Annotated in this window: 24 protein-coding genes and 1 tRNA gene; 14 read left to right on the top strand and 11 right to left on the bottom strand. The window is 56.4% G+C overall.

Features of this window, described 5'->3' with window-relative positions:
• Positions 1–3 precede the first annotated feature (3 nt).
• From leuD to ACR0KC_RS20805, 3 genes are all read left to right on the top strand, one after another.
• The gene (gene leuD / locus ACR0KC_RS20815) at positions 4–609 is read left to right on the top strand and encodes a 3-isopropylmalate dehydratase small subunit (protein WP_170395169.1); all 606 of its coding nucleotides are present in this window, start codon (positions 4–6) and stop codon (positions 607–609) included.
• A gap of 331 nt (positions 610–940) precedes the next feature.
• Positions 941–1,771 (top strand): hypothetical protein, encoded by an 831-nt coding sequence (locus ACR0KC_RS20810; protein WP_170395166.1) that lies wholly within the window; start codon positions 941–943, stop codon positions 1,769–1,771.
• Entirely contained in the window at positions 1,768–2,790 is a 1,023-nt protein-coding gene (locus ACR0KC_RS20805; protein WP_480772271.1) for an endonuclease/exonuclease/phosphatase family protein, read from the top strand. Before ACR0KC_RS20810 ends, ACR0KC_RS20805 begins: the two co-directional genes overlap by 4 nt.
• Positions 2,791–2,797: 7 nt before the next feature.
• Here the strand turns inward: ACR0KC_RS20805 and ACR0KC_RS20800 are convergent, their stop codons facing one another.
• Positions 2,798–3,703: a sugar nucleotide-binding protein gene (locus ACR0KC_RS20800; protein ID WP_480615143.1), complete on the bottom strand. Its 906-nt coding sequence runs from the start codon at positions 3,701–3,703 to the stop codon at positions 2,798–2,800.
• A gap of 83 nt (positions 3,704–3,786) precedes the next feature.
• Here ACR0KC_RS20800 and ACR0KC_RS20795 point away from each other — a divergent pair, with 83 nt between their 5' ends.
• The gene (locus tag ACR0KC_RS20795) at positions 3,787–4,680 is read left to right on the top strand and encodes a LysR family transcriptional regulator (RefSeq protein ID WP_480772270.1); all 894 of its coding nucleotides are present in this window, start codon (positions 3,787–3,789) and stop codon (positions 4,678–4,680) included.
• Between the two features lie 6 nt (positions 4,681–4,686).
• On the opposite strand, the gene ACR0KC_RS20790 is transcribed toward ACR0KC_RS20795, so the two are convergent.
• Entirely contained in the window at positions 4,687–5,214 is a 528-nt protein-coding gene (locus tag ACR0KC_RS20790; protein WP_480772269.1) for a redoxin domain-containing protein, read from the bottom strand.
• A 91-nt stretch (positions 5,215–5,305) separates the two neighbouring features.
• On the opposite strand from ACR0KC_RS20790, the gene leuB reads away from it, so the two are divergent.
• On the top strand, positions 5,306–6,409 hold the full coding sequence (gene leuB / locus ACR0KC_RS20785) for a 3-isopropylmalate dehydrogenase (RefSeq protein WP_480753824.1): 1,104 nt from the start codon (positions 5,306–5,308) through the stop codon (positions 6,407–6,409).
• A gap of 57 nt (positions 6,410–6,466) precedes the next feature.
• Here leuB and ACR0KC_RS20780 read toward each other — a convergent pair whose 3' ends face one another.
• Complete coding sequence (locus ACR0KC_RS20780; RefSeq protein ID WP_480772268.1) at positions 6,467–8,653, bottom strand: transglycosylase domain-containing protein; 2,187 nt, start codon at positions 8,651–8,653, stop codon at positions 6,467–6,469.
• 257 nt (positions 8,654–8,910) lie between these two features.
• Here ACR0KC_RS20780 and ACR0KC_RS20775 point away from each other — a divergent pair, with 257 nt between their 5' ends.
• A complete protein-coding gene (locus ACR0KC_RS20775; RefSeq protein WP_039541190.1) occupies positions 8,911–9,249 on the top strand; it encodes a P-II family nitrogen regulator in 339 nt (112 codons plus the stop codon).
• 33 nt (positions 9,250–9,282) lie between these two features.
• On the top strand, positions 9,283–10,605 hold the full coding sequence (locus ACR0KC_RS20770; protein WP_170395150.1) for an ammonium transporter: 1,323 nt from the start codon (positions 9,283–9,285) through the stop codon (positions 10,603–10,605).
• 72 nt (positions 10,606–10,677) lie between these two features.
• Here ACR0KC_RS20770 and ACR0KC_RS20765 read toward each other — a convergent pair whose 3' ends face one another.
• The 4 genes from ACR0KC_RS20765 to ACR0KC_RS20750 form a co-directional block, all read right to left on the bottom strand.
• Positions 10,678–11,862: an amino acid aminotransferase gene (locus ACR0KC_RS20765; RefSeq protein ID WP_480772267.1), complete on the bottom strand. Its 1,185-nt coding sequence runs from the start codon at positions 11,860–11,862 to the stop codon at positions 10,678–10,680.
• The gene (gene sseA / locus ACR0KC_RS20760) at positions 11,862–12,716 is read right to left on the bottom strand and encodes a 3-mercaptopyruvate sulfurtransferase (RefSeq protein WP_480562686.1); all 855 of its coding nucleotides are present in this window, start codon (positions 12,714–12,716) and stop codon (positions 11,862–11,864) included. Before sseA ends, ACR0KC_RS20765 begins: the two co-directional genes overlap by 1 nt.
• A 93-nt stretch (positions 12,717–12,809) precedes the next feature.
• A complete protein-coding gene (locus ACR0KC_RS20755; protein WP_170395139.1) occupies positions 12,810–13,079 on the bottom strand; it encodes a CBU_0592 family membrane protein in 270 nt (89 codons plus the stop codon).
• A 14-nt stretch (positions 13,080–13,093) separates the two neighbouring features.
• Positions 13,094–13,651, bottom strand: a complete 558-nt coding sequence (locus tag ACR0KC_RS20750; protein ID WP_170395136.1) for an XRE family transcriptional regulator — start codon at positions 13,649–13,651, stop codon at positions 13,094–13,096.
• Between the two features lie 104 nt (positions 13,652–13,755).
• Between ACR0KC_RS20750 and ilvD the strand changes: the two genes are divergently transcribed.
• Positions 13,756–15,588 (top strand): dihydroxy-acid dehydratase, encoded by a 1,833-nt coding sequence (gene ilvD, locus ACR0KC_RS20745; protein ID WP_170395133.1) that lies wholly within the window; start codon positions 13,756–13,758, stop codon positions 15,586–15,588.
• Between the two features lie 171 nt (positions 15,589–15,759).
• On the opposite strand, the gene ACR0KC_RS20740 is transcribed toward ilvD, so the two are convergent.
• Positions 15,760–16,578, bottom strand: coding sequence for a sulfotransferase family protein (locus ACR0KC_RS20740; RefSeq protein ID WP_170423261.1), 819 nt, complete (start codon positions 16,576–16,578; stop codon positions 15,760–15,762).
• A 140-nt stretch (positions 16,579–16,718) separates the two neighbouring features.
• On the opposite strand from ACR0KC_RS20740, the gene ACR0KC_RS20735 reads away from it, so the two are divergent.
• Positions 16,719–18,296 (top strand): DUF5928 domain-containing protein, encoded by a 1,578-nt coding sequence (locus ACR0KC_RS20735; protein ID WP_480772266.1) that lies wholly within the window; start codon positions 16,719–16,721, stop codon positions 18,294–18,296.
• Between the two features lie 38 nt (positions 18,297–18,334).
• Here ACR0KC_RS20735 and amaB read toward each other — a convergent pair whose 3' ends face one another.
• Entirely contained in the window at positions 18,335–19,846 is a 1,512-nt protein-coding gene (gene amaB, locus ACR0KC_RS20730; RefSeq protein ID WP_480707547.1) for an L-piperidine-6-carboxylate dehydrogenase, read from the bottom strand.
• Positions 19,847–19,849: 3 nt separating this feature from the next.
• Positions 19,850–20,956 (bottom strand): saccharopine dehydrogenase NADP-binding domain-containing protein, encoded by a 1,107-nt coding sequence (locus ACR0KC_RS20725; RefSeq protein ID WP_170626354.1) that lies wholly within the window; start codon positions 20,954–20,956, stop codon positions 19,850–19,852.
• Positions 20,957–21,228: 272 nt separating this feature from the next.
• On the opposite strand from ACR0KC_RS20725, the gene ACR0KC_RS20720 reads away from it, so the two are divergent.
• Genes ACR0KC_RS20720 through ACR0KC_RS20700 form a run of 5 tightly spaced genes read left to right on the top strand, consistent with a single transcriptional unit; the run spans position 21,229 to position 24,111 of the window.
• Positions 21,229–21,660 (top strand): hypothetical protein, encoded by a 432-nt coding sequence (locus ACR0KC_RS20720; RefSeq protein ID WP_480707546.1) that lies wholly within the window; start codon positions 21,229–21,231, stop codon positions 21,658–21,660.
• The gene (locus ACR0KC_RS20715; protein ID WP_480707545.1) at positions 21,657–22,319 is read left to right on the top strand and encodes a MotA/TolQ/ExbB proton channel family protein; all 663 of its coding nucleotides are present in this window, start codon (positions 21,657–21,659) and stop codon (positions 22,317–22,319) included. Before ACR0KC_RS20720 ends, ACR0KC_RS20715 begins: the two co-directional genes overlap by 4 nt.
• A gap of 31 nt (positions 22,320–22,350) precedes the next feature.
• Entirely contained in the window at positions 22,351–22,677 is a 327-nt protein-coding gene (locus tag ACR0KC_RS20710) for a biopolymer transporter ExbD (protein ID WP_170395115.1), read from the top strand.
• A 4-nt stretch (positions 22,678–22,681) separates the two neighbouring features.
• Positions 22,682–23,056, top strand: a complete 375-nt coding sequence (locus ACR0KC_RS20705) for an ExbD/TolR family protein (protein WP_480772265.1) — start codon at positions 22,682–22,684, stop codon at positions 23,054–23,056.
• The gene (locus ACR0KC_RS20700; protein WP_480772264.1) at positions 23,056–24,111 is read left to right on the top strand and encodes an energy transducer TonB family protein; all 1,056 of its coding nucleotides are present in this window, start codon (positions 23,056–23,058) and stop codon (positions 24,109–24,111) included. Before ACR0KC_RS20705 ends, ACR0KC_RS20700 begins: the two co-directional genes overlap by 1 nt.
• A gap of 391 nt (positions 24,112–24,502) precedes the next feature.
• On the opposite strand, the gene ACR0KC_RS20695 is transcribed toward ACR0KC_RS20700, so the two are convergent.
• Positions 24,503–24,579: transfer RNA gene (locus tag ACR0KC_RS20695), tRNA-Met, on the bottom strand.
• Between the last annotated feature and the right edge of the window lie 20 nt (positions 24,580–24,599).

Genomic DNA, 24,599 nt, shown 5'->3' with positions numbered 1-24,599 from the left:
GAAATGGAAAAGTTCGAAAAAGTCCACGGGGTGGCCGCCCCAATGCCACTGATCAATATCGACACCGATATGATCATTCCCAAAGTGCACCTGAAAACCATCAAACGCTCTGGCCTGGGTGTCGTGCTGTTTGATGAGATGCGCTATCACGATCATGGTGGCGAGAACGAAGATTTCGTTCTGAACAAACCCGCTTATCGCAACACCGAGATTCTGGTGGCCGGCGACAATTTCGGTTGCGGCTCGTCGCGGGAACATGCGCCATGGGCGATCAAGGATTTCGGTATCAAGGTGGTGATCTCGACCAGCTTCGCCGACATCTTTTTCAACAACTGCTTCAAGAACGGCATCCTGCCCATCGTAGTCGAAGAAGAGCATCACGCGATTCTTATGGATGACGCGCACAAGGGTGAAAACGCCCGCATGACGGTGCATCTGGAAGATCAGCAGATTACCACTTCGGATGGCATGGTCATCGAGTTCGACATTGACCCACACCGCAAGCACTGCCTGCTGAACGGTCTGGACGATATTGGCCTGACGATGGAAAAAGACCATCACATCGACAAGTTCGAAGATCATGCGAGTCAGGCCCGCCCCTGGGTATGATTCTGGGGACGAATCTGTTGATACTCAACCTAACAGGGTCGCAAGCGCGGCCCTGTTCGCATTCTTGGGGCAAAAACCCAGTGCACCACAACATATAGGTATCAATTTGAGATACACGTCGGATTTGCGTCGAAATTGATGCAATCCCGCACCAGTTGCGCCATCATTTTGCCCGAAATTGCGTGTTATTTGCTCATTGGCTTGAGCGAAATACCGCTTATCGGCAAAGTTGGCACCCATGAGGTAGCCGCCAACGAACGAGCGGTGAGCACAAGTTGGACGATAAGTCGGCACAGAATCGACTACGCCGGTTTGGAAAAGGGTTCGGATTGTGATTGCACGCACAACGGGGGCGGCGATACGTGGATTATTGGTAGCACTTATGGTGCTTACCCCTGCGTTGTACCTGCCTACATCGACGTCGAATGGGACTGAGATTGTCGTCTTTCTGGCGATCCTTGCGTTTATCCTGACTTTCTCGGAATACAACTCGGCCTTTCCAAGCTTTATCGAATTTCGTGACGCACCACCTGTGAACAGGCTGCGCTTTGTCGGTTTGATGTCGATGGTTACCTTCCTGACGCTAATCTGCAAAAACGCCTATGCCCCCTCGGAACTTACTGGCCTGTTTTATTCAGTTGGCCTGATGGTCGCGAATGTGGTGGATTTCCCCTACTCCCCCGTTCGTCTTGTGGTTCTGATGCTGCCCGCCGATGCCAGCCAGCCCCTTGTAGATTTGGTGCGTATCTCCGCCAGCGTCGCTTATGTCGCGGCCTTGGTTACCATCGCCAGCTTTGCCTATGCAGTGAAGCTTCGGGGATGGCCAACAGGCAACGGCGCGTTCAACGTCTGGACCAATCTACCGCTGTTTGACCCAACCAAGGGTGGTGATGTGGTCACCCGTCTGCAGCGTGACGGGCGGCTCAACATCGCAATTGGGGCTTTGCTGCCTTTCCTGATTCCCGCCCTGATCAAGCTGATGGCTGCTTTCATCACGCCGATCGCGCTCAGCAATCCGCAGACATTGATCTGGACGCTTTGCGCATGGGCATTCCTGCCTGCCAGCATGATCATGCGAGGCATGGCGACACTGCGCATTGCCGGCCTGATCGTTGAGAAGCGCCGCGCATACTCAACTTCCGAGTCAACTCAGATCGCATGATCCGACTGCTGGTTCTGTTGCTGTTGCCGTTTACGGCACAGGCAGAGACATTGCGCATCGCAAGTTTCAATACAGAACTCAGTCGCGAAGGTCCCGGCCTGTTGCTGCGTGATATTCGGCGGAACGACCCTCAGGTCGCTGCGGTGATCGAGGTGCTGACGACAACCCGACCCGATATCGTCGCGCTGCAAGGCATCGATTGGGATTTAGACGGGCTTGCCCTTGCTGCGCTGGTCGAGGCGCTGAAAAGCAACGGCTTGGATTATCGATACAGTTACGCCGAGCAACCCAATTCCGGGATCGAAACCGCGTTGGATCTGGATGGGGACGGCGAGACGGGCGGTCCGGGCGATGCACAAGGCTGGGGGCGGTTCACCGGCCAGAATGGGCTGGCAGTGCTGTCCCGCTATCCTATCGCTACCGATCAATTGCGGTCATTCACCCAGATGCGGTGGCGCGACTTGCCGAATGCCCAGCTGCCAGCCAAGGATGGAGAGCCCTTCCCATCACCACAAGCGCAGGCTGTTCAGCGGCTGTCTTCTACATCGCATTGGGTCGTTCCGGTCGACACCCCGGGTGGTCGCCTAAACCTGATGACGTTTCACGCCAGCCCGCCTGTCTTTGATGGACCTGAAGATCGGAACGGACTGCGCAACAGGGATGAAATTCGGCTCTGGTCGCTTTTGCTGAACGGTGATCTGGGTGAGAAACCTACGGGGCGTTTTGTCATCGCAGGTGATGCGAACCAGGATCCTTACAAAGGCGAGGGTCGCAAATCGGCAATCCGTGATCTTCTGGCCAATCCGCAACTGCAGGATCCGATGCCTGTTGACCCTGCGGGGTCAACTTCAACAGTTTTGTGGAAGGGCGTTGGCGAGATGAGAGTGGATTATGTCCTACCTTCGGCGGATTGGCGTGTGCACGATGCGGGCATTTACTGGCCGGAACCCACATCCCGTGACGCGGCCGTCGCCGCAAGCCGTCACCGGCTTGTCTGGGTCGATCTATTCGACGAATAGGCTTCGATCATGACCGTATGACTGTGCCGAATCGCTGGCGGGATTCATATTGCACAGGTTCAGACACGGCGTTCCTCAACGCGTCATTTAGGTCGGTCTGCGCAAATTCCGGGAGCAGAGCATCAAAGAGGCGTGCGTCCAGCCGGTGAGAAGTATTCCATAGATACCTCATCTCAAGCAAATGAGGCGCCATACGCCAGAACGGGCGGGCCAGATGCAAAGGCCACCATGCCATCTGTTTAAGGGTGAGTTCACGCCCCGCAACCTGCGAAAGCGCCAATGCCATTTCATTGCCGGTCAAGGTGTATCCAGCATAGGGGACATCGCAGAAACGCGGTAGCAGGCTGCGCATTTCTGCCAACTCCACAGCAGCGCGAGTTAAATCGGGCAGATAGGCCCAAGCATGCTCGATATCCGGATTGCCGGGATACACAAAGCGCCCGCGCCGCAAGTGTTTGATGAGAATCTGATCGAACCAATTGCCAGAGGCCGTGGTGTCTATGAAATCACCTGCCCGCAACATGATGGTCCGAACCGACGAGGCACGATAAGCCTCTTCCATCTCGATCCGAATGCGTCCCAACGGATTTCGCGCAAGATGCGGTGTCCTGGTCGACCAGGGGCCGGGCGTATCCGCACCGAAAACATAAACGTTCCCCGGGACAATGACCGTCAAGTCACGCTCTGATGCAGCGGCGATTACCTGACGATGCAACTCTGGCACCTGCTCCGCCCAGTCGGGGTAAAGCGGGTTCCAGGCGTTCACGATGACGTCTACTCCACGTACCGCCGTGCGCAATTCCTCCCTGCGTCGATCAAACTTTTGCACAATCCATCCCGCATCCGAAAAGGCTCTTGCAGCGTTGCGTCCAAATCGACCGGTGGCCCCGAGAATAAGTACCGTTTGTGGCATTGATCCCTCCGTTCCGGATCAATCTATTCATTCACGATGTTTTGGAAATTGCGAAAAATCGCAGATTATGTATTCGTTTTTGAATGGCTAAAACACTCCAACTATCCGACTGGTCCTTAGTTCAAAGCTTTCTGGCGGTTGCCGAAACCGGCTCACTATCCGCAGCCGCAAAGCAACTGGGTCGCAGCCAGCCGACGCTTGGACGTCAGGTGCATGCGCTGGAAGAAGAATTGGGGGTCTCGCTGTTTGATCGTCACGCGCGTGGACTGACGCTCAGCGAGGTGGGGCAGCAAGTGCTGCCAATGGCGCAGCAGATGTACAGCGCAGTCAATGCCCTGGGGCTGACGGCAGCGGGTCAGGCGCAACAGCTGGAAGGGTCGGTCAGGATCACCGCTTCGGTATTTGTATCGCATCACCTGTTGCCGCCGATACTTGCCGCAATCCGTGAGGCAGAACCGGCGATTCAGCTTGATCTGGTCGCCTCGGATGCCAGCGAAAACTTGCTGTTCCGCGAGGCCGATATTGCCGTGCGCATGTATCGGCCCGAACAGGTTGACATCGTGGCAAAGCATATCGGTGAGGTTCCGTTATGTTTCTGCGCCGCCCAAAGCTATCTGGATCGTGCAGGGCGACCAACAACGCCGACAGAGTTGATGCAGCACGACCTTGTGGGATTTGACACCAATGAAGACATTATCACCGCTATGCGGAACAAGGGCTGGCCTGCCAGCCGGGGCAGCTTTGCCACGCGATGCGACAACCAGACCGCCTATTGGGAATTGATCCGCGCAGGGTGTGGGGTGGGCTTCAGCCAACTCAGCATCGCGCAGTCCGATCCTCTGGTCGAAGTGCTAGATATTGATGTCGAGATACCGGTGCTGCCGGTCTGGCTGGCTGCCCCTCAGGCGATGCGACAGACCCCGCGCATTCGCAGAGTCTGGGATTTGCTGGCCGACGGGTTGAAGGCCCGGCTTTAAAACCGCCTACAGCGCGCCGGTATAGGTGCCGCGCGCAGGATAGTTATTAGCCAAGGTGAATTTCAAACCGCCGACGATGTCCGACATCGGCGGTCGCGCAAAGGGCGTTGTCTGCTGCCAGACGTAATAGAGGGTCTGATCAGGTTTGATATAGAAATGTCCCGGCTCAGCGAACAACGCTGGCTCGGCACTACCTTCACGAGCCACCGAGATGTTCAGGCCCCAGACATCCCGCGCGTCGGCCATGGACAGGCCGTATCCTACGCGCAGCTTCGACACTCCGGCCTTCTCAACCGTCTCGGCCGCACGTTCGTCGGTATCCGTGGTGATCATGATCACCGCAATCCCCAGCTCGGCGAATTCATCCAGCGCAGCCTCGACCTCACCCATTTGGCGAACGCAGATCGGGCAATGCAGGCCGCGATACTGAATCACCAGCGTTCCGTTTTCGCCAGTGTCGCGCTCAAGATCAAAGGTGCCATGGCTTACTGTTTCGATTTTTAGCGATGGGGCCGGATTTCCGGGTGTCAGCATGTGGTTTCCTCGTGATTTGATGGGTTCGTCTCATTGACCCGATGCGCCGCAAACGCTAGGGCCTGTGCGACAAAACGCAAGGAGACTGTCGATGTCCAACCCCTCGCTCCTCATCCTGCCCGGAGACGGAATTGGCCCGGAAGTTATGGCCGAAGTGCGCAAAATCATCGATTGGTTCGGCGCCAATCGCGGTCTTCAATTTGACGTGAGCGAGGATCTGGTCGGCGGCGCTGCCTATGATGCGCACGGGAAGCCCCTATCGGATGAGACCATGGCCAAGGCACAAGAGGTCGACGCTGTGCTGCTGGGGGCTGTTGGCGGCCCTAAGTATGACGATCTGGATTTCAGCCTGAAACCCGAACGCGGACTGCTGCGTTTGCGCAAGGAAATGGACCTGTATTCCAACCTGCGCCCAGCTCAGTGCTTCGACGCGCTGGCGGATTTCTCGTCGCTGAAGAAGGATGTGGTCGCTGGCCTCGACATCATGATTGTGCGCGAGCTGACATCTGGCGTGTACTTCGGTGAACCGCGCGGCATCTTTGAAGAAGGCAATGAGCGCGTGGGCATCAACACCCAGCGCTACACCGAATCCGAGATCGAACGCGCCGCACGTTCCGCGTTTGAGTTGGCGATGCGCCGGAATAAGAAACTGTGCTCGATGGAAAAAGCCAATGTGATGGAATCGGGCATCCTGTGGCGCGAGGTCGTGACACGTGTCGGTCAGGAATACCCCGAGGTCGAGCTGTCACACATGTATGCAGACAACGGCGCGATGCAGCTTGTGCGCGCGCCCAAACAGTTTGACGTGATCGTCACCGACAACCTGTTTGGCGATGTACTATCCGATTGCGCAGCGATGCTGACCGGGTCTTTGGGCATGCTGCCGTCTGCCTCGCTGGGCGCACCGATGGCGAATGGCCGCCCTAAGGCCATGTATGAACCCGTTCATGGCTCGGCCCCGGACATTACAGGTCAAGGCAAGGCCAACCCAATTGCGTGTATCCTCAGCTTCGCCATGGCACTGCGCTACAGCTTTGACCAGGGCGACGAAGCGGATCGTCTGGAAACCGCGATCGAGAAGGTTCTGGCCGACGGCGTTCGCACGGCTGATCTGCTGGCCGAAGATGGTGTTGAGCCGGTTTCAACCAGCGAAATGGGTGATGCAATTCTGGCAGCGCTAGACGAAAGCGTCTGATCTTACGATCATTCAGACATCAAAGGCGGTGCTCAGCGCACCGCCTTTTTTTGTTGGTCAGTTTCCGAAGATGTTGTTCAGCAGGTTGTTGATCGCACGGTCCAAACCAGTTTGATTCTTACGGCGCTGTTGCTGCGGCTGCGCGGTTCTGACCGGTGGGTCCGGCGCCAGCATGGGCAACGGCGTGGGCGTCATCCCTTCTGTCACGCGCAGCATGGTCTCTTTCCATATCTCCGCCGGCAAGCCTCCACCCGTGACACCTGACAACGGCGTATTATCATCATACCCCATCCAAACGCCCGTAACGTAGTCCGCGGTAAATCCGATAAACCAGGCATCCCGCGCGGCCTGGGTCGTGCCGGTCTTGCCCGCCACCTGCCAGCCCGGCAGCTTCGCGCGCCCACCCGTACCTTCAGAGACCACACGCTCCATCATCCAGGTCAGTTGTTTGGCGGCCTTGTCGTTGATGACGCGTTCACCGATACCGGTTGTCGTGATCATAACTGGATCGGTCTCACCAAGCAGCATCAACTCGGTCAGACCATAGGGTTCCACCGCTGAACCGCCGTTCAGGATACCGGCGTAAGCGCCCGTCATCTCTATCAGCGTGCTTTCCGATGCGCCGAGCGCCAGCGCGAGTCCCTCGGCCAGATCACTTGAAAGGCCGAAACCACTGGCAACCGTGCGCACGTTATCCAGCCCCGAGATATCCGCCACTTTGACTGCGGGAATATTCAACGAATTCTTCAACGCATCTGCTAATGTCACCCGGCCATAGAACTTATTGGTGTAGTTCTTCGGACACCACTGTCCTGAACCTGCGATGTTCCAGCACGTTGGTTCATCCATCACCGTGTCCAGCGGTGAATATCCCAACTCCAAGGCCGTCGCATAGACAAACGGTTTGAACGACGAACCCGTTTGACGCAGAGCCTGCGTAGCCCGGTTGAACGCCCCCGAAACACGGGTCTTGCGCCCACCGACCATACCTCGAACCGCGCCATCCGCTGACATCACCACAATAGCGGCCTGCGCTTTGGACCCTTCGCGCACTTTCTCCTGGAAGATGAATTTAAGCGCCTCTTCCGCCGACGTTTGAATGCGCTGATCCAGTGTGGTTCGGATCACCACGTCCTCGGTTGTGTTACGTGTGAAAAACTCTGGCCCGCTGGCCATGACCCAATCGGCAAAGTAACCACCAGCACGCGCGGCAGCGGCCTCGGACAACTGCGCCGGACGGCTGCGGGCCTCGCTGGCCTGCGCGCTGCTCAGATAGCCCTGAGTCTCCATTAGCCCAACCACCAAACGTGCCCGATCTTGTGAACGTTGCAGGTTGTTCGTTGGCGCATAGCGTGTCGGGGCCACCAATAGACCTGCCAGCATTGCCGCCTCGGCCGGAGACACTTCGGCTGCTGAAATACCGAAATACCGCTGGCTGGCGGCCTCGAAGCCGCGGGCTCCCGCACCGAGGAAGGCGCGGTTCAGATAGATCGTCAGAATTTCATCCTTGGAGTATTTGACCTCCATCGCAATGGCATAAACTGCCTCTTTCGCCTTGCGCCATAGCGAACCCTGACGGCAATCGGCTTCATATGCAGCCTCAGACTCCCATTCGCTGGGCTCATAAGGCACACCCAGGCATAGAAGTTTCGCGGTTTGCTGGGTGATCGTTGAACCACCGTGACCAGACAGCGGTCCACGTCCTTCGCTCAGGTTGATGCGTACCGCGCTGGCGACACCGCGCGGGCTGACGCCGAAATGGCGGTAGAACCGTTTATCCTCGGTTGCAATCACGGCGTTCTTGAGATGCGGCGAAACTGTATCCGCCGTAATCACGCCGCCAAACTGATCGCCGCGCCAGGCAAAGACCTTGCCGTCGCGATCCAGTAAGGTCACCGAACCACGTGCCCGCCCATCAAGCAGGGCATCGACATCCGGCAATGAGGTGTAAACAACACCCACCGCCAGCGCCAACAGCAACCCCGCCACTGCGCCGACCCTCCAAGTGATCCCCCAAATTATGCGCCAGAGCCAGCGGAACAGCCGGCGGAAAATGCCACCGCCCTTCCCACCAGAACTGCGCCGCGTTTTCTTCCGCGCCGTTTTGCGCGGAGCGGCTTTTCGGGCCGTCGACTTCTTATCAGCGGGTTTTGCAGCCCGCTTGGTCGCCGCAGGCTTTCGGCCTTTGGTCGGGTACCTTTTATCCGCGACAAGGCGCGATTTGCGACGGTTGGACTCAGTCATGCTCAAACTCTGCCCGGTTATGCTTTTGGGGCACCATACCCCGCCGGAACGGCCATGTAGAGGTGTGAAATACCCGTATTTCCCCTCACAAGTTTGCCTATATTTTCACCAAGTAGCGTGTTTTGTGCAAAAATTGTGCATAATTGCTGATTTTTTACCCTCATTTACCCTCCGAAAACGTTCCATCTGAACCTCTGTCGCGCATTTTTCTGCAGGTGCAAAATGCCGGGCCGCCCGGAGTAGTAGAGGGGAAAGACGTGAAACTGATCATTGCGACAATCAAACCGTTCAAGCTTGAGGAGGTGCGCGAAGCACTGACCAATGCAGGCGTGCGCGGCATGATGGTGACTGAGATCAAAGGGTTTGGCTCGCAATCGGGTCACACCGAGATTTATCGCGGTGCCGAATACGCCGTGAATTTCGTTCCCAAGATCAAGCTTGAGATCGTGGTGCCCGCCACCATGGCCGACCAGATCGTCGAAACCATCACCACAACCGCCAAGACCGGCAAGATCGGTGACGGCAAGATTTTCGTCCTCGATGTCGAGCAAGCCCTGCGCGTGCGGACCGGGGAAACCAACGAAGAGGCGCTTTAAGCGCGCTTACTCACAATCACTCGAGGACTAACAATGAACCTGATGAAATCTCTCATCCCTGCCGCCGCGATCGTCGCACTGCCGCAGATGGGTCTTGCGCAAGAGGCCGCTACCGGAGAGCCCGCGCAACACACCCAATATATATTCACCACGCTGCTGTTCCTGATGGGCGGTTTCCTGGTGTTCTTCATGGCTGCAGGCTTTGCCATGCTCGAAGGCGGGCTGGTGCGCTCAAAGAACGTCGCGATGCAGATGACCAAAAACATCGCGCTGTTTTCAATCGCCGCGATCATGTACTGGCTGATCGGCTTCAACCTGATGTACCCCGGTGATGGTTGGACCATTTCTGGCTGGCTGGGCCCGTTCTTCTCGACTACCGTGCTTGACCCAGTGGGTGTCGGTGCAGATGCTGCGGCGCTTGACTACGCCTCAATCGGTTCGGATTTCTTCTTCCAACTGGTCTTTGTCGCAGCGACCGCCTCGATCGTGTCCGGTGCGGTGGCTGAACGGATCAAATTGTGGCCCTTCCTTGCCTTCGTTGTTGTCCTAACCGGCATCATGTACCCGATCTCGGGCTCGTGGCAGTGGGGTGGTGGTTGGCTGTCCGAAGCAGGCTTCTCGGACTTCGCTGGTTCGACCATCGTGCACTCGGTCGGTGGCTGGGCGGCTCTGGCAGGTGCCCTCATCCTTGGGCCGCGCATCGGTAAGTACAAGGACGGTAAAGTGCACCCGATGCCTGGTTCAAACCTGGCTCTGGCCACTCTGGGTACCTTTATCCTGTGGCTGGGTTGGTTCGGCTTCAACGGTGGTTCGCAGCTGGCGATGGGCACTGTAGGAGATGTCTCGGACGTATCGCGCATCTTTGCCAACACCAACATGGCTGCTGCATCCGGTGCCGTTGCCGCCCTTATCATGACACAGCTGCTGTACAAAAAGCCCGACCTGACCATGGTGCTGAACGGCGCGCTGGCGGGATTGGTGTCGATCACTGCTGAGCCGCTGGCCCCAACCCTGTTCGGCGCTCTGTGGATCGGTGCTGTGGGCGGTATCATCGTGGTCTTCGCGGTTCCGATGCTGGACAAGTTCAAGATCGACGACGTAGTCGGCGCCATCCCGGTCCACCTGTTCGCTGGCATCTGGGGCACCATCGCCGTGATCTTCTATGGCGAAGCCAGCCTGATCACTCAGCTGACCGGGATCATTGCTTATGGTGTCTTCACCTTTGGTGCTGCTCTTATCCTATGGTCGATCCTGAAGGCCACCGTAGGTATCCGTGTTAGCGAAGAGGACGAGATCAACGGCCTCGACATGGCTGAACTGGGTATGGAAGCGTATCCGGAATTCTCCAAGGGCTAATAGCCAACCAAGTAAAAACAAAAAAAAACCCGGGCGTTCGCGCCCGGGTTTTCCTTCATTCAAAGATATCGCTCAGACGCCGACATCTACAATCGCCTGCGCCAGAATGGGCACAGTATTGGCGTTCAAACCAGCGATGTTCAGGCGGCTGTCACCGACCATGTAAATGCCGTGATCGGCACGCAGCTTTTCAACCAGTTCTGGCGCGGCACCCAGTCGCGAAAACATGCCGCGATGCTGGCCGATAAATCCAAATCGATCCGATCCACTAAGGCTCTGCAACTCATCAGCCAGTTGCTGACGCAGGCCCAGCATGGAAAGGCGGACATCTTCCAATTCGGTCGCCCAATCTGCCCGCAGAGCATCGTCATTCAGGATCGTCGTCACCACCCGCGCGCCGTGATCAGGCGGGAATGAGTAGTTCTGGCGGTTCAGAAATGCCAGCGTAGACTGGTTCAGTGCAGTCTGTGCCGGATCGTCACTGATCGCCATCAGCAGGCCGGTGCGTTCACGGTAGACGCCGAAGTTCTTCGAACAAGACGCCGCGATCAGGCAGCGCTTCACTGACGATGCTACCAGACGGGTTGCCTGCGCATCTTCTTCCAGACCGTCGCCAAAGCCCTGATAGGCGATGTCGATCATTGCGACGAGGCCACGCGTGTTGATCAGGTTCACGACCTCTTGCCATTGCACCATATTTAAGTTGGCACCCGTTGGGTTGTGGCAACAGCCGTGCAGAAGAACCACGTCGCCTGCATTGGCAGTTTTCAGGTCCTCGATCATACCGTCGAAATCGACGCCACGCGATTCTCCGTCGAAATAACGGTATTGGACTGTCTCGATCCCTAGATAGTTCAGGATCGACAAATGGTTTGGCCATGTGGGGTTCGACACGAAAACACGCGCGGTGGGGTTGGCCATACGGATCATCTCAAACGCCTGACGACAGGCTCCGGTACCACCGGGGGTGGCTACGGCTGCAATGTTGCCACGCGGGACAGAAGTTCCGAGGATCAAGTCGATCATCGCGTCCGCAAAGGCTGGATCACCAGCCAGACCGGTATAAGCCTTGCTCTCCTGCTCTTCGAGAATACGCTTTTCAGCTGCTTTCACCGCGCGCATCACCGGAGTGACCCCCTCGGCGTTCTTGTAGACACCAACGCCCAGATCGATCTTCTGATCACGTGGGTCGTCGCGGTACATCTGCATCAACGCCAGAATCTTGTCTGCTGGCTGCGGTTTAAGGTTCTCGAACATCAGTTCTCTCCGGTTGCGACGGGCAGGGTTGGGAAGGCACCCCATTCAGCCCAGGAGCCGTCATATAGCGCGTGGTCTTTCTTGCCCATGCGTTCCAAGGCAAGGCTGAGAATTGCGGCAGTCACACCAGAGCCACAGGATGTGATCGCGGGTTTCGATAAGTCGACGCTGGCATCTTCGAAAACCGCGCGGCAGTCCTCGGGCGACTTCATCGTGCCATTCTTGTTCAACAGCATTCCAAAAGGCACGTTGCGCGAGCCTGGGATATGACCCGAGCGCAACCCCTCGCGCGGTTCAGCTTCGGTCCCGACGAAACGGGCCGCCGAGCGGGCATCGATGATCTCGTGATCCGCAAGCTTCGCGGCTGATGAAACTTGCGTCACATCGCGGACAAGGTGGTTCTGAACCCGCACCGTCATGTGACGGTCGCGAATAATGGGGGGCAGGTCTTCGATCTCGCGCCCTTCGGACTGCCATTTTGGCAGTCCACCATCCAGAACGGCAATATTGTCCTGTCCCATCAGACGGAACAACCACCAGACCCGCGCCGCCGACATCAGCCCCGCACCGTCATAGACCACGACCTGATGGCCATCGCCAACGCCCATCGCGCGCAGGCGCGACATGAACTTCTCGACCGGAGGTGCCATATGCGGCAAGTCGGAACGATGGTCGGATATCTCATCAATATCAAAGAACCGCGCACCAGGGATGTGGGCAGCGTCATACTCTGCCTTGGCGTCTCGCGCTTGCTGCGGCAGGTACCACGACCCATCCAGAATCCTTAGATCCGGATCCTTGAGATGTGCGGCAAGCCATTCGGTAGAAACGAGGGTTTTTGGATCGTCCTGCATCTATGCCTCCCCTAAGCGAGCTTGGGTTTTCCCTATACTTGGCAGGATGCAGGTTCAAGGCTGGATAGCGCTAGCGTCCCGACCACACTGGATTTATCGCAAACGACGCAGGCGATAATACTGGATGATCCCAATAACGCTGATGATGATCCAGAAGCCTTCGATCAGCATGGACGCAAGATTGAAGTTCTGCAGCAGTGAGAACACGATCAGCACCGAACCGATAAGATTCACCAGCGGAAAGGCCAGATCCTCCGAGTTCATCACTCGCATCTGGGTCGCAAAATATGCCGCAACAACGATCAAAGCCCCGAATGAGCCGATGGCATCGACGACGGTCAAACTGTCCAGTAGTGCGGTCATTGTATGGGGCTTTCCTATTCTGAAACTTCCGCTGGTTGCGAATAGTGGTGCATATTTAGAAAAGCTGCTCCCTGATCACCAGCGCGGTATCCATGCGGCACATCCGCAGAAAATCGCAATCCTTGACCGGATTGCAGCGGAACCCAGTTTCCATTTCGCAGCACGTCCAAAGCTCCGCTCAGAACAAAAACCTCTTCGGTTACGCCTGCTGCATGGGCCGGAGATTCGTGGCTTTGATTGGGTGACAACTCGACATGAAATGTTTCGGCCCCCAATGCGGGATCAAAGGGAAAGACAATCTTGACTTCGATGCTTCCTGGAAATCTCACGGTACTGAACACATCGGCATCTGTCGTGTCACGCATTGCAGCAGTACCAATCAAAGCACTCAGCGGGAGCTGGAAACCCTTCGCGATCTTCCACAGGGTCGCGATGGTCGGGCTTGATTCGCCACGCTCGATCTGGCCCAGCATAGCTTTGCTGACCCCGGTGAGTTCCGCGACTTTTGACAGGCTCAGCCCGGATGCCGCCCGCACATCCCTTAGTTTCAGCGTTAGTTCGTCCGATTCCATAGCCGCGCCCTGCGATTTGTCTTGTGCGTTATAACGTACATATGATACGTGCGCTATAACGTACACACCCAATATCGCAGTTTGGGCAATAGGGATACAGCATCATGCCAATGTACCGATCCAGAACCTCCACCCATGGCCGCAACATGGCCGGTGCTCGCGGCCTGTGGCGCGCCACCGGTATGGGAGACGACGATTTCGGCAAACCGATCATCGCCATCGTCAACTCGTTCACCCAGTTTGTACCCGGTCACGTCCACCTGAAGGACCTGGGACAGATGGTTGCGCGTGAGGTTGAGGCCGCTGGCGGTGTCGCCAAAGAGTTCAACACCATTGCGGTCGATGACGGCATCGCCATGGGCCATGACGGGATGCTGTATTCGCTGCCCTCGCGTGAGGTGATTGCGGATTCTGTTGAATACATGGTTAACGCCCACTGCGCGGACGCTATGGTCTGTATCTCGAACTGCGACAAGATCACGCCCGGCATGTTGATGGCGGCCATGCGTCTGAACATCCCTGCGATCTTTGTCTCGGGTGGACCTATGGAGGCGGGCAAGATCGACATCGCCGATCTGGACGCCAAGAAGATCGACCTTGTCGACGCCATGGTTGCCGCAGCGGATGATCGATTTACCGATGAGCAGGTGCAACACATTGAAGAAAACGCCTGTCCAACCTGTGGTTCATGCTCGGGCATGTTCACCGCGAACTCGATGAATTGTCTGGCCGAGGCACTGGGTCTGGCGCTGCCGGGCAATGGCTCGACCCTGGCCACACATGCCGACCGTAAAGAGTTGTTCTTGGAAGCTGGTCGCCGCATCGTCGAGATCACCAAGCGCCACTATGATCTGGACGAGAAAGGCTTCCTGCCGCGTGAAATCGCCACGTTCGACGCGTTCGAAAATGCCATGAGCTTGGATATCGCAATGGGTGGATCGACCAATACGGTGCTTCATTTGCTGGCCATCGCGCACGAAGGTGAAGTGCATTTCACCATGTCCGACATGGACCGCCTGAGCCGCCAAGTGCCCTGTTTGTGCAAAGTCGCGCCCAACATCGAAAACGTGCACATGGAAGACGTCCACCGCGCTGGTGGCATCTTCTCGATCCTCGGTGAACTCAGCCGCGCAGGCTTGCTGCATGAGGATTGCCATACAGTGCATTCGGGCACCATGGGCGAAGCAATTGCCAACTGGGACATCAAAGTCGCCAACAACCCGAAGGCTCAGGACCTGTTCAAAGCGGCGCCCGGCGGCGTGCGTACTACACAAGCCTTCAGCCAGTCGAACCGCTACAAGGAGCTGGACACTGACCGCGAAGGCGGCGTGATCCGCTCGAAAGAGCACGCATTCAGCCAGGATGGCGGTCTGGCAGTATTGTTCGGCAATATCGCGCGCGACGGCTGTATCGTGAAAACTGCGGGTGTGGATGAGAACATCCTGAAATTCACGGGCTCAGCTTATGTCTGCGAAAGCCAGGACCAGGCTGTCAATGACATCCTGACCGGCAAGGTCAAGGAAGGTGACGTGGTGGTGATCCGCTACGAAGGCCCGCGTGGTGGGCCGGGAATGCAGGAAATGCTGTATCCGACTTCGTATCTGAAATCCAAGGGGCTGGGCAAAGCCTGCGCGCTGCTGACTGACGGTCGTTTCTCGGGTGGCACCTCGGGCTTATCAATCGGCCACGTCTCGCCCGAAGCAGCGGAAGGTGGTGAGATCGGTTTGGTGAAAACCGGCGACACGATCGAAATCGACATTCCCAACCGCAGCATCCATCTGGCGGTCTCCGACGAAGACCTGGCCGCGCGGCGCGAAGAGCAGGACGAGAAGGGCTGGCAGCCCGTTGCACCACGTAAGCGTAAAGTGTCCACCGCGCTAAAAGCCTATGCCAAATTGACGACCAGTGCCGCAAAAGGGGCCGTCCGTCAGGTCTAAGCACTGCGGGTGGGCGAATACTCCCGCACCCGATACATGGAATCGGCTGCGCCGATTCCATGTATCGGAATTTGGGCCCGGCGCCGCGCTTTGCGCGGCGCCGGGCCCAACCAGAGGAGATGTCTCACAAGAGACATTGACGATGGGCGGGAGCCTCACACTTCGAGCGTCTTAATCACCCAGCTTGGCGTGAATCTCATCTAGATCGATCTCACCCGTCGGCATTTTGTTGGCGGGATTTTCGAAATCGTACTTGAACAGTTCAAAATCCTGTTTGTAGATCTCGTAGACCAGATGCATCGACAAATCGTCAAAGTAATCCTCGACCGGATGCACGCGTTTTGGCCCATGGCCTTCGGATTCGTTGAAGCGCGGGATTTCGGACAGAGTCACGGGATGCGAGGTTTCAAGATTGTCCAATACACCCTGCATCCCATCGTTGAACTTCTCGGTCCAAAAAATCCGATCATATCGCCCGCCATTAGCGATCAGCGTCGAGACATGGCCAGACATGGCCGACCAGTGAATGTCGGGGTCCATCGGACGCCGCCAACGGATCGTGTCACGTGCAAATAACAGAAACCGGCGGAAACTGGCGATCTGATCGAACTCGCCTTTGCCATCGTCACCGCCAACCTCGATTCCATAGTTGTAAATCAGCGTTGGCACCAGATTGCCGCGATATCGTTTGCCGTTGCGCTGGATGCCACAGATCTTGTCAAAAAAGGAACTGAGAATGCGTGTGTAGGGATTACGCACGCAGGTGAATGTATAGGACTGGTGCGATTGAACATTTCTGGCAATCGGATCCTGACTGGCACCAAAGGCCCACTTGTGCATTCCGTCCTTGGCATCGTGAATGTCACCATCAAAGAAGCTGCCATGATCCGAGAAATACATGATTTGCCCGATCGTCGAACAGGCGCATTTCGGCACAACACGGTAGACCATGCTTTGACTTTCGGTCATCCACGTTCCGGGAAAACCCATCTACTGCGCCTCCTTAGCCAGTTATCGCATTGATACTCCGGCATTTTGACCCAAAGAACCAAAAATATTCTGTTTATTCAATCGCTCATCCTCAGTATCACGGTTGCAATTGGGCAGAAACGGGGAATTACGAGACGCAAATGGCAAAGATTGCCTATATCTTGCTGTGCCACAAAGATCCTGACGCGATCATTGCGCAGGCACGTCAGCTGACGGCTGCCGGCGATTGTATGGCGATCCATTTTGACGCCCGCGCCAACGATACGGATTATGCGCAGATACGCGACGCCCTGAAAGATAACCGCAATGTCACATTTGCAACGAAGCGGATCAAATGCGGATGGGGCGAATGGTCACTGGTTCAGGCCACGCTCCATGCATTGCAGGCGGCGGTGGATCAGTTCCCGAGGGTCACCCATTTTTACATGCTGTCCGGCGATTGCATGGCAATTAAAACCGCCGAGTATGTGCACAGCTTCCTTGATGAACGCGACATGGATTTCATCGAAAGCCATGACTTCTTCGAAAGCAATTGGATTAAGACCGGAATGAAAGAAGACCGGCTGATCTATCGCCACTATTTCAACGAACGCAATCAGCCGCGCCTGTTCTATGCCGCATACGAAATGCAAAAGCGTTTCGGTCTGACCCGCGGCATACCTGCAGACCTGCAGGTCAAGATCGGCAGCCAGTGGTGGTGCCTGCGCCGTCGCACAGTCGAGATGATTCTGGACTTCCTGCACCAACGCCGCGATGTGGTCCGGTTTTTCTCGACCACCTGGATTCCGGACGAGACGTTCTTTCAGACGCTTGTTCGCCACCTCGTCCCGAAGCAGGAAATCGAAAACCGTACACTGACATTTTTGATGTTTTCCGACTATGGCATGCCTGTCACCTTCTACAATGATCACTATGACATGCTGTTGGGGCAGAACTACCTGTTCGCTCGCAAGATCAGCCCCGAGGCCCATGAGTTGAAGGAACGGTTGGGTCAGCTTTATGCCAGCGAAGGAGTCACGTTCCACATCTCGGACGAAGGGCGTAATCTGTATCACTTCCTTGCCGGTCGCGGTCGGGTAGGACGACGTTTCGCTCAGCGCTTTTGGGAGGTCGGCAATACGTTAGGCCCCGAGCGGCAGGCGTTTTTGATTGTTTGCAAGAAGTGGCATGTCGCCAAACGGCTTGTTGACCAGATCGCGTCGGAAACCCCCATTCCCTGTATCGAATACATCTATGATGAGCAGGATACGCCATTGCCCGATTTGGGTGGAATCGAGACGACCCTGATTAAGCGGTCGCGCCATCGGCGGGCCGTTGCACGTATGTTGTTCGATTATTTCCAAAGCGACAGGCTGGTACTCTGCGTAGATCCGGCCAATCTGGACGTCATTCAGGATTTCTGTGCAGACCAGGCCCAAACACGTGTTCTGGAAATCGAATGTGCCTATTCAGATGAATATCTGACCGGCCATGCCTATCGCGTCGGTCTTGCGGGCCAGAACAGCTCACAGGATTCTCTCGCACGTCTGCTACCGACCCTTCGCAATGCGCTGGCTTACGAATCTGAATTGATCCGCAGTACCCAGAATGATGGGCTGTTCCATTTGCGCGAAGCGGCGGAACGTTCGGAGAATGAGGTGATTATCGCGGAATTTCTGGGGATCAGTGCCGATCAGGCCAAAGCGATCATGCAACTGGATTACCTGTTCGCTGATTGAATCCGGCGGCACGATCAGGTGCCGCCGGACATTCGAGTTCAGATGTCGAATTTGACACCTTGCGCCAATGGCAACTCGGCCGAATAGTTTACCGTGTTGGTCTGACGGCGCATGTAGGCTTTCCAGGCATCTGATCCGCTTTCGCGCCCGCCTCCGGTTTCCTTCTCGCCACCAAATGCGCCACCGATCTCGGCCCCGGACGGGCCGATGTTCACATTGGCAATCCCGCAATCCGACCCGGCCGCTGTCAGGAATTGCTCGGCTTCGCGCATGTTCAGTGTAAAAACGCAGGACGACAAGCCCTGTGGCACGTCGTTCTGAATCTCGATCGCCTCGGCAAAATCGTCATAGCCCATGACGTAAAGGATCGGAGCAAAGGTCTCGGCCTTCACAGTCGCGGTCTGGCCCGGCATCTCAACGATGGCCGGTTGCATATAAACACCGCCCGGCACACCTTCGGTCACGCGCTGACCTCCGAACACGGCACCACCCTCGGCCTTTGCTGATTCAAGCGCTGCGGTCATCGCATTGCCCGAAGCTTCATCCACCAACGGCCCAATCAACGTACCCTCGGTCAACGGATTACCGATGGGCAGACCTGCATAGGCTTTCTTCAGACGCCCAACCAGTTCCTCGCGGATCGAGTTGTGTACAATCAACCGCCGCAGTGTCGTACAGCGCTGCCCCGCTGTCCCGACAGCCGAGAATACGATCGCGCGCACCGCCATTTCCAGATCAGCCGACGGCCCAACGATCATCGCGTTATTTCCGCCGAGCTCAAGAATACACTTGCCAAAGCGCTGCGCCACGATCGGCGCAACCGCGCGGCCCATCCGGGTCGAGCCGGTGGCTGAAATGATCGGCACATCCTCGCTTGCAACCAGCGCCTCACCCAGATCGGCACCACCGATCAGGGTCTGCAAAAGCCCCTCGGGGGCGTCACCAAACCGGGCCAACGCCCGCTCAAAGATTTTCTGGCAAGCCAACGCGGTCAGAGGCGTTTTCTCGGACGGTTTCCAAACTACCGGATCACCACAGACCAGGGCCAGCGCAGCATTCCACGACCATACCGCCACCGGGAAATTAAAGGCCGAGATCACTCCGACCGGTCCCGCCGGATGCCACGTTTCCATCATCCGATGACCCGGGCGTTCCGAAGCAATGGTCAGACCATAAAGCTGCCGCGACAGACCAACAGCAAAATCACAGATGTCGATCATCTCCTGCACTTCGCCCAGACCTTCCGAGGTGATCTTGCCTGCCTCCCAACTGACAAGCGCGCCAAGGTCGTCCTTGGCGGCCCGCAGCTCTTCGCCCAGCAGTCGGATCAACTCACCCCGGCGCGGAGCCGGCACAACGCGCCATTCCTTGAACGCCGCTTTCGAGCGGGCAAAGATGGCCCCCATCTCGGAAACCGGAGTTTCGTGAACCTCGGCCAACAGGCTGCCATCTATCGGAGAGGTCACCCGCAGCGACCCGCCGCTAAGCTCAGCTGCAGTCAGGTCCAAATTCGCAAGCGTGGTTTCAGCAGTCATTATAATGTCTTTCATATCTCAAGCCGCCTTGTTTTGTTCGGTAACGTCACCGGCGCGATAAAGCCGGCCAAATTCGGTGTTCAGGAAATCGGCAAGCTTTACCTGCTCTTGCCGAACAAAGCCTTTCGAGGGCAGAACCCCTGTCCGCATCAGATCGACGACACCCAATACGCCTGCCGCAGTGGTTACTTGGATCGCACTCCAGACTTGTCCATCGATGGTGCGCGCAAAGGACTTGTTGATCAGGGATTTCTCACGCAACGTGCCGTCAACGATGCCCTTTGCAGTGCAATAGACCAACACGACGTCTTGATCCGTACGCGGCAAGGCCGTTTCAAAAATCTCTTTCAGCAGATCGCGGCGACGCTCTAGTCCCAGGTCACTGAGCAACAAGCGCAAGATATCCCGATGGCCCGGATAGCGGATCGAGCGATAGGATACCGCCTTCGCCTTACCGTCTAGCGTCTCGGGCAAGGTGCCCAGCCCGCCCGATGTATTGAAGCACTCGTACTCGACTCCGTCATGGCCGATCAGCTCATAATCTTCGAGGGGGGCTGTCTTAACCCTCTCGCCATTCACAATGGCATCGCAGAGGTTGCAGTATTCGTTGATTAGCCCATCGGTTGACCAAGTCAGGTTATATTTCAACGCGTTGGTCGGATAGAGCGGTAACGCCCCGACCCGCATATGCAGGCTGTCGATTTCATCGAACTCCGCCGCCAGCGCAGCGCCTGCAATCCCGACAAACCCGGGGGCCAACCCGCATTGCGGCATAAATGCCGTCTCGCTGTTCTGCGCCAGCTCGCGCACCGCGTTGGTGGCGGCGACATCTTCGGTCAGGTCAAAGTAATGCGCCCCAACAGTTTTGGCCGCGCTCGCAATCGCCGGTGTCAGAAAGAACGGCGCAGCAGAGATCACCGCATCAAACCCTTTAAGGCCTTTCTCCAAGCCCGCGCTATCGCTGGCATCAATCTGCCGCGTAGAAATGCCCCGTTTCTTGAATGCTGACAGGGCCGCAAGATCGTGATCGGCAACAGTCACCGTGTAATGTGCCGAGGTTTTCAGCAAAGTCGCGATCATCTGACCGATCTTCCCCGCCCCGACTACGCAAATATTCCAGCTCAAAACGCGCCTCCATTCTGTGTTTCTTTTGATTATGAAGGGCGACTTGTTCGGATTGCAGATCGTATCTTGACGAAATGAGGTAATATTCCGTCATTTTGCCATATTATACGTCACTTTGCTAAATAACTTACTCGAATATGACTTCGAACATGGTCGAATTCACAATCGTTTCAGCGCTCCTTTGAAGTGATTGTACTATCAGGTATGAGAGGACCATTGTCGGCTATACAACGCGGGCAATCGCGGTTCGCCCAAGCATATAGGTGCCTTCAATGAGATCTCTCCGTGTCCTGCTTACCTGTTTCGCATGCCTGCTTCCTTTTGCAGCTCTGGCCCAATCCGCTGAGGCGCCTGTCGCTGAGATTTCGTTAGAGCTCAATGCGTTGGAAGACGTTGGTAGTGCCTGCAGATTGACCTTTCTGGTGACCAACCAATCCGGAGCCACTATCGATGAAGCCGTATTCGAGACGGTGATATTTGACACCGAAGGCAGTGTCGTTACCCTCTCGCTTTTTGATTTTCGCGACTTACCTTTGGATCGCCCACGTGTCCGTCAGTTCGATCTGCCAGAGATGTCTTGCACGACTGTTGGGCGCGCATTGATCAATGGCGCGAGTTCATGCGTGGTAAAAGGCTCTCAGAGCGACATCTGTCAATCGACCCTAACGCTCAGCAGCCGGATTGAAGTGGAGTTGCTTGGATGAATATTCTCTCTTCTCTTCGAGAGATCCTGACCCTTGGCGGGCCCGTTGTGGCTATCCTTATTGTCATGTCGGTCCTGACCTTAGCAGTTACTCTTTACAAGCTTTGGCAGTTCGCTGCCTGTGGCGTAGGGCGGCACAAGGTTCTGTCACAAGCGCTGCAAGCCTGGGATGCTGGAGATCGAGCCACTGCACGCGCGCGCCTCGCTCGGAGCAGCAGCTATCTTGCACCGCTTGTCGAAGCCGCGATGGACGCGCCGGACACTCCTGATCTGGACGCTCGACTGGATGCCGAAGCTGGATTGGCACTGGCCGGGCTGGAGCGCGGATTTCGGCTTTTGGATACGGTCGCCCAGCTTGCACCCCTGCTTGGATTGTTCGGAACAGTTTTGGGAATGATCAATGCATTCCAAAGCCTTCAGTCTGCCGGGTCTTCTGTCGATCCCTCATTGTTGGCAGGTGGCATCTGGGTTGCTCTGGTAACAACAGCCGTTGGCCTTGCGGTGGCAATGCCGACTTCAATGGTCTTGTCTTGGTTTGAAAGCCGAACTGCCCGGGAACGGGTGTTTGCGGACAAAGCACTGCGCACGGTTCTGGTCCCGAACAGCTCGAACCAGCCCGCCTCAGGCAGGACCGAGATTCTGAACGCTGAACATGCGTAACACGGCGCCCTTTGTCAGACGACCGATGTCGATGACCCCGCTCATCGATGTCATCTTTTTGCTGTTGCTGTTTTTCATGTTGTCTTCAACTTTCTCAAAGTTCGCGGAGATCGAAATCAGCAGCGCAACCTCAGGCGCATCAGAATCGGCTGAACCCGTCGAGCGAATATTCATCCAGATCGGTACCGAGCGCGTGACTTTGAATGGCGAAACACTGGCGCTGGATGAACTGTCTACGCGGATCGGGGCCGGTCAGGCACTGGTAAGCCTTGATGCGGATACATCCGCCCAACGACTTGTGGATTTGCTGGTTGTTTTGCGTGGCCGCGATGGCTTGACCGTCACGGTGTTGGAGTAGACCGATGATCCGCTTTGGTCGCCCAAGCCGCAAACGAGACTCGACCATCCCTCTGATCAACGTCGTCTTTCTGATGCTGATCTTCTTTCTGATTGCAGGCACCCTGGCACCACCGCTTGATCCCGAGCTTCAGCTTGTCGACACATCGGAACTCGAAGGCCGCGACCCTCCCGATGCGCTTGTCTTGAACGCTGATGGCATCCTCAGCTTTCGCGGAGTGCAAACCGACCCTGAGGCTTTTATGGCCAGCCATGATGACGGACCCGTCAGGATTGTCCCCGACCGCAATGTTTCAGGCCAACGATTGATGGAGGTAACCGGTGCCCTTCGACGGCATGGGGCGCCATCTGTGTACCTCGTGACCCAGCAGGCTTTATAATGATCCGGAAGTCAGCAGCCATCGCTGCGTTGGCGGGTGTGCTTTCGCTTGTCCTGCATATCTTTGGGATCAGTTTCTACGGTTCCAGTCTGCCAGAACTGCGGGCCAATGAGGAATCGGTCAGTTTGATCGAGCTTGGCAACACATTCGAGGAATTCACCGAAGACACGACGGACCCGGTGCAGCCGGACTCTGCTGAAACACCCGAGCCTCCGGTTGAAGACACTGTTAAGCCCGATACTGCCGACATCCCGATCAGCGATACACTCGTCGCTTCCCCCAATCCTCAGCAGGTATCTTCACCCGATGTCGGAGCGCCCGTCGCCCCACGATCAGAGCTACAGGAAGAGGTGCCGACCAAACCGGTCGCCCCGTCCAATCCGGAACCAGCCACAGACGCAGATACCTCCGTAACGTCAGCGGTCGACCCGGAACCCGAGCGCTTGGCAGCTTTACCGCCCACAGACGCCTCTACTGCGCCGGTCCCTCCACTTGAGAGTACGGCAGTCGAACCAGAAATCCCAAGTTCGGTCGATGAGCCAACAAACGAGCCACCAGAAGAACAAGCCGCGCCTTCCGATCAGGCTGTATCTGTTTCCAAACGCCCCCGCCTCCCGGACAGAAGGCCCGCAACGGATACGCCAAAATCGCTCGATGGGTTCAGTAACTTCGACAATTTGCGCAACCCTTCGCGGACAGTAGAGTCGCCCTTAAGCCTGTATCAAAAGGAAGGGGCTGATCCGTTCCGAACCAGCAGTGGCCGAAATCAATCCTCGGGTCGCGGCGTTGGAAACTCCGATACCACTAACTATGCCGGACAAGTCCTGGTCCACCTCAATCAAACGCCCGTCGTCTATGTACCGGTCCGCGGGTTTGCGCAGGTATTCTTCGAAATTAATCCTGATGGATCACTGGCTTGGGTTGATATCGTCGATAGCTCTGGCTCACCTGAAATCGAACGCGCCGCCAGAGATCAAGTCATCCGCGCCGCTCCATTTCCCCGCCCACCAAGCGGGTCAAGCCGCAGGCTATCGTTTTATTACCAAAATAGTTGATACCAAAGACAGCAGTTCGCCGAACCAGTTGTTCGTGCCCTGAATGCTTCAACACGCTCTAAGGAGAGGATTTCCATCGGTCGTCACGGCAAGGTCACCGTGGGCGAAGCACAGAAGTTGGCAAAAAAGAGCTGAGGGGGTAAGTGGCTAGTTACGAAAAGAAGTTTCCTATCGTTGCTTCCACAGTGCTTCTAGAAGTATTGGTGCAAATAGAAACACCGCCCTAGGGCGGTGCGTAAACATCTGATGTTGCACGGTGTATTTTTATTTGCGGGAGTAGGAATTGAACCTACGACCTTCATGTTATGAGCCTGACGAGGTTTGATCGTTAAGCAATTGATCGGGTTGATCAATTGTAGTCCGCACGGGCTGTGTTTGGATTTTCTAAAGTTGGTTGCGGGAGCAGGATTTGAACCTGCGACCTTCAGGTTATGAGCCTGACGAGCTACCGGGCTGCTCCATCCCGCGACACTTTAAGTGACCTATCG

This window comes from Ruegeria sp. CF3 (genome assembly GCF_056537365.1).
The sequence above is the reverse complement of the archived record's forward strand: the minus strand, read 5'-3'. Positions and strand labels throughout refer to the sequence as shown.

Coding starts and splice junctions, on each gene's coding strand:
- ACR0KC_RS20750 (WP_170395136.1), bottom strand. CDS start 13,651: ATGGAATCGGACGAACTAACGCTGAAACTAAGGGATGTGCGGGCGGCA.
- sseA (WP_480562686.1), bottom strand. CDS start 12,716: ATGCAGGACGATCCAAAAACCCTCGTTTCTACCGAATGGCTTGCCGCA.
- leuB (WP_480753824.1), top strand. CDS start 5,306: ATGTCCAACCCCTCGCTCCTCATCCTGCCCGGAGACGGAATTGGCCCG.
- ACR0KC_RS20800 (WP_480615143.1), bottom strand. CDS start 3,703: ATGCCACAAACGGTACTTATTCTCGGGGCCACCGGTCGATTTGGACGC.
- ACR0KC_RS20780 (WP_480772268.1), bottom strand. CDS start 8,653: ATGACTGAGTCCAACCGTCGCAAATCGCGCCTTGTCGCGGATAAAAGG.
- amaB (WP_480707547.1), bottom strand. CDS start 19,846: ATGAAAGACATTATAATGACTGCTGAAACCACGCTTGCGAATTTGGAC.
- ACR0KC_RS20770 (WP_170395150.1), top strand. CDS start 9,283: ATGAACCTGATGAAATCTCTCATCCCTGCCGCCGCGATCGTCGCACTG.
- ACR0KC_RS20705 (WP_480772265.1), top strand. CDS start 22,682: ATGATCCGCTTTGGTCGCCCAAGCCGCAAACGAGACTCGACCATCCCT.
- ACR0KC_RS20755 (WP_170395139.1), bottom strand. CDS start 13,079: ATGACCGCACTACTGGACAGTTTGACCGTCGTCGATGCCATCGGCTCA.
- ACR0KC_RS20715 (WP_480707545.1), top strand. CDS start 21,657: ATGAATATTCTCTCTTCTCTTCGAGAGATCCTGACCCTTGGCGGGCCC.
- ACR0KC_RS20720 (WP_480707546.1), top strand. CDS start 21,229: ATGAGATCTCTCCGTGTCCTGCTTACCTGTTTCGCATGCCTGCTTCCT.
- ACR0KC_RS20710 (WP_170395115.1), top strand. CDS start 22,351: ATGACCCCGCTCATCGATGTCATCTTTTTGCTGTTGCTGTTTTTCATG.
- ilvD (WP_170395133.1), top strand. CDS start 13,756: ATGCCAATGTACCGATCCAGAACCTCCACCCATGGCCGCAACATGGCC.
- leuD (WP_170395169.1), top strand. CDS start 4: ATGGAAAAGTTCGAAAAAGTCCACGGGGTGGCCGCCCCAATGCCACTG.
- ACR0KC_RS20700 (WP_480772264.1), top strand. CDS start 23,056: ATGATCCGGAAGTCAGCAGCCATCGCTGCGTTGGCGGGTGTGCTTTCG.
- ACR0KC_RS20765 (WP_480772267.1), bottom strand. CDS start 11,862: ATGTTCGAGAACCTTAAACCGCAGCCAGCAGACAAGATTCTGGCGTTG.
- ACR0KC_RS20795 (WP_480772270.1), top strand. CDS start 3,787: ATGGCTAAAACACTCCAACTATCCGACTGGTCCTTAGTTCAAAGCTTT.
- ACR0KC_RS20805 (WP_480772271.1), top strand. CDS start 1,768: ATGATCCGACTGCTGGTTCTGTTGCTGTTGCCGTTTACGGCACAGGCA.
- ACR0KC_RS20740 (WP_170423261.1), bottom strand. CDS start 16,578: ATGGGTTTTCCCGGAACGTGGATGACCGAAAGTCAAAGCATGGTCTAC.
- ACR0KC_RS20790 (WP_480772269.1), bottom strand. CDS start 5,214: ATGCTGACACCCGGAAATCCGGCCCCATCGCTAAAAATCGAAACAGTA.
- ACR0KC_RS20735 (WP_480772266.1), top strand. CDS start 16,719: ATGGCAAAGATTGCCTATATCTTGCTGTGCCACAAAGATCCTGACGCG.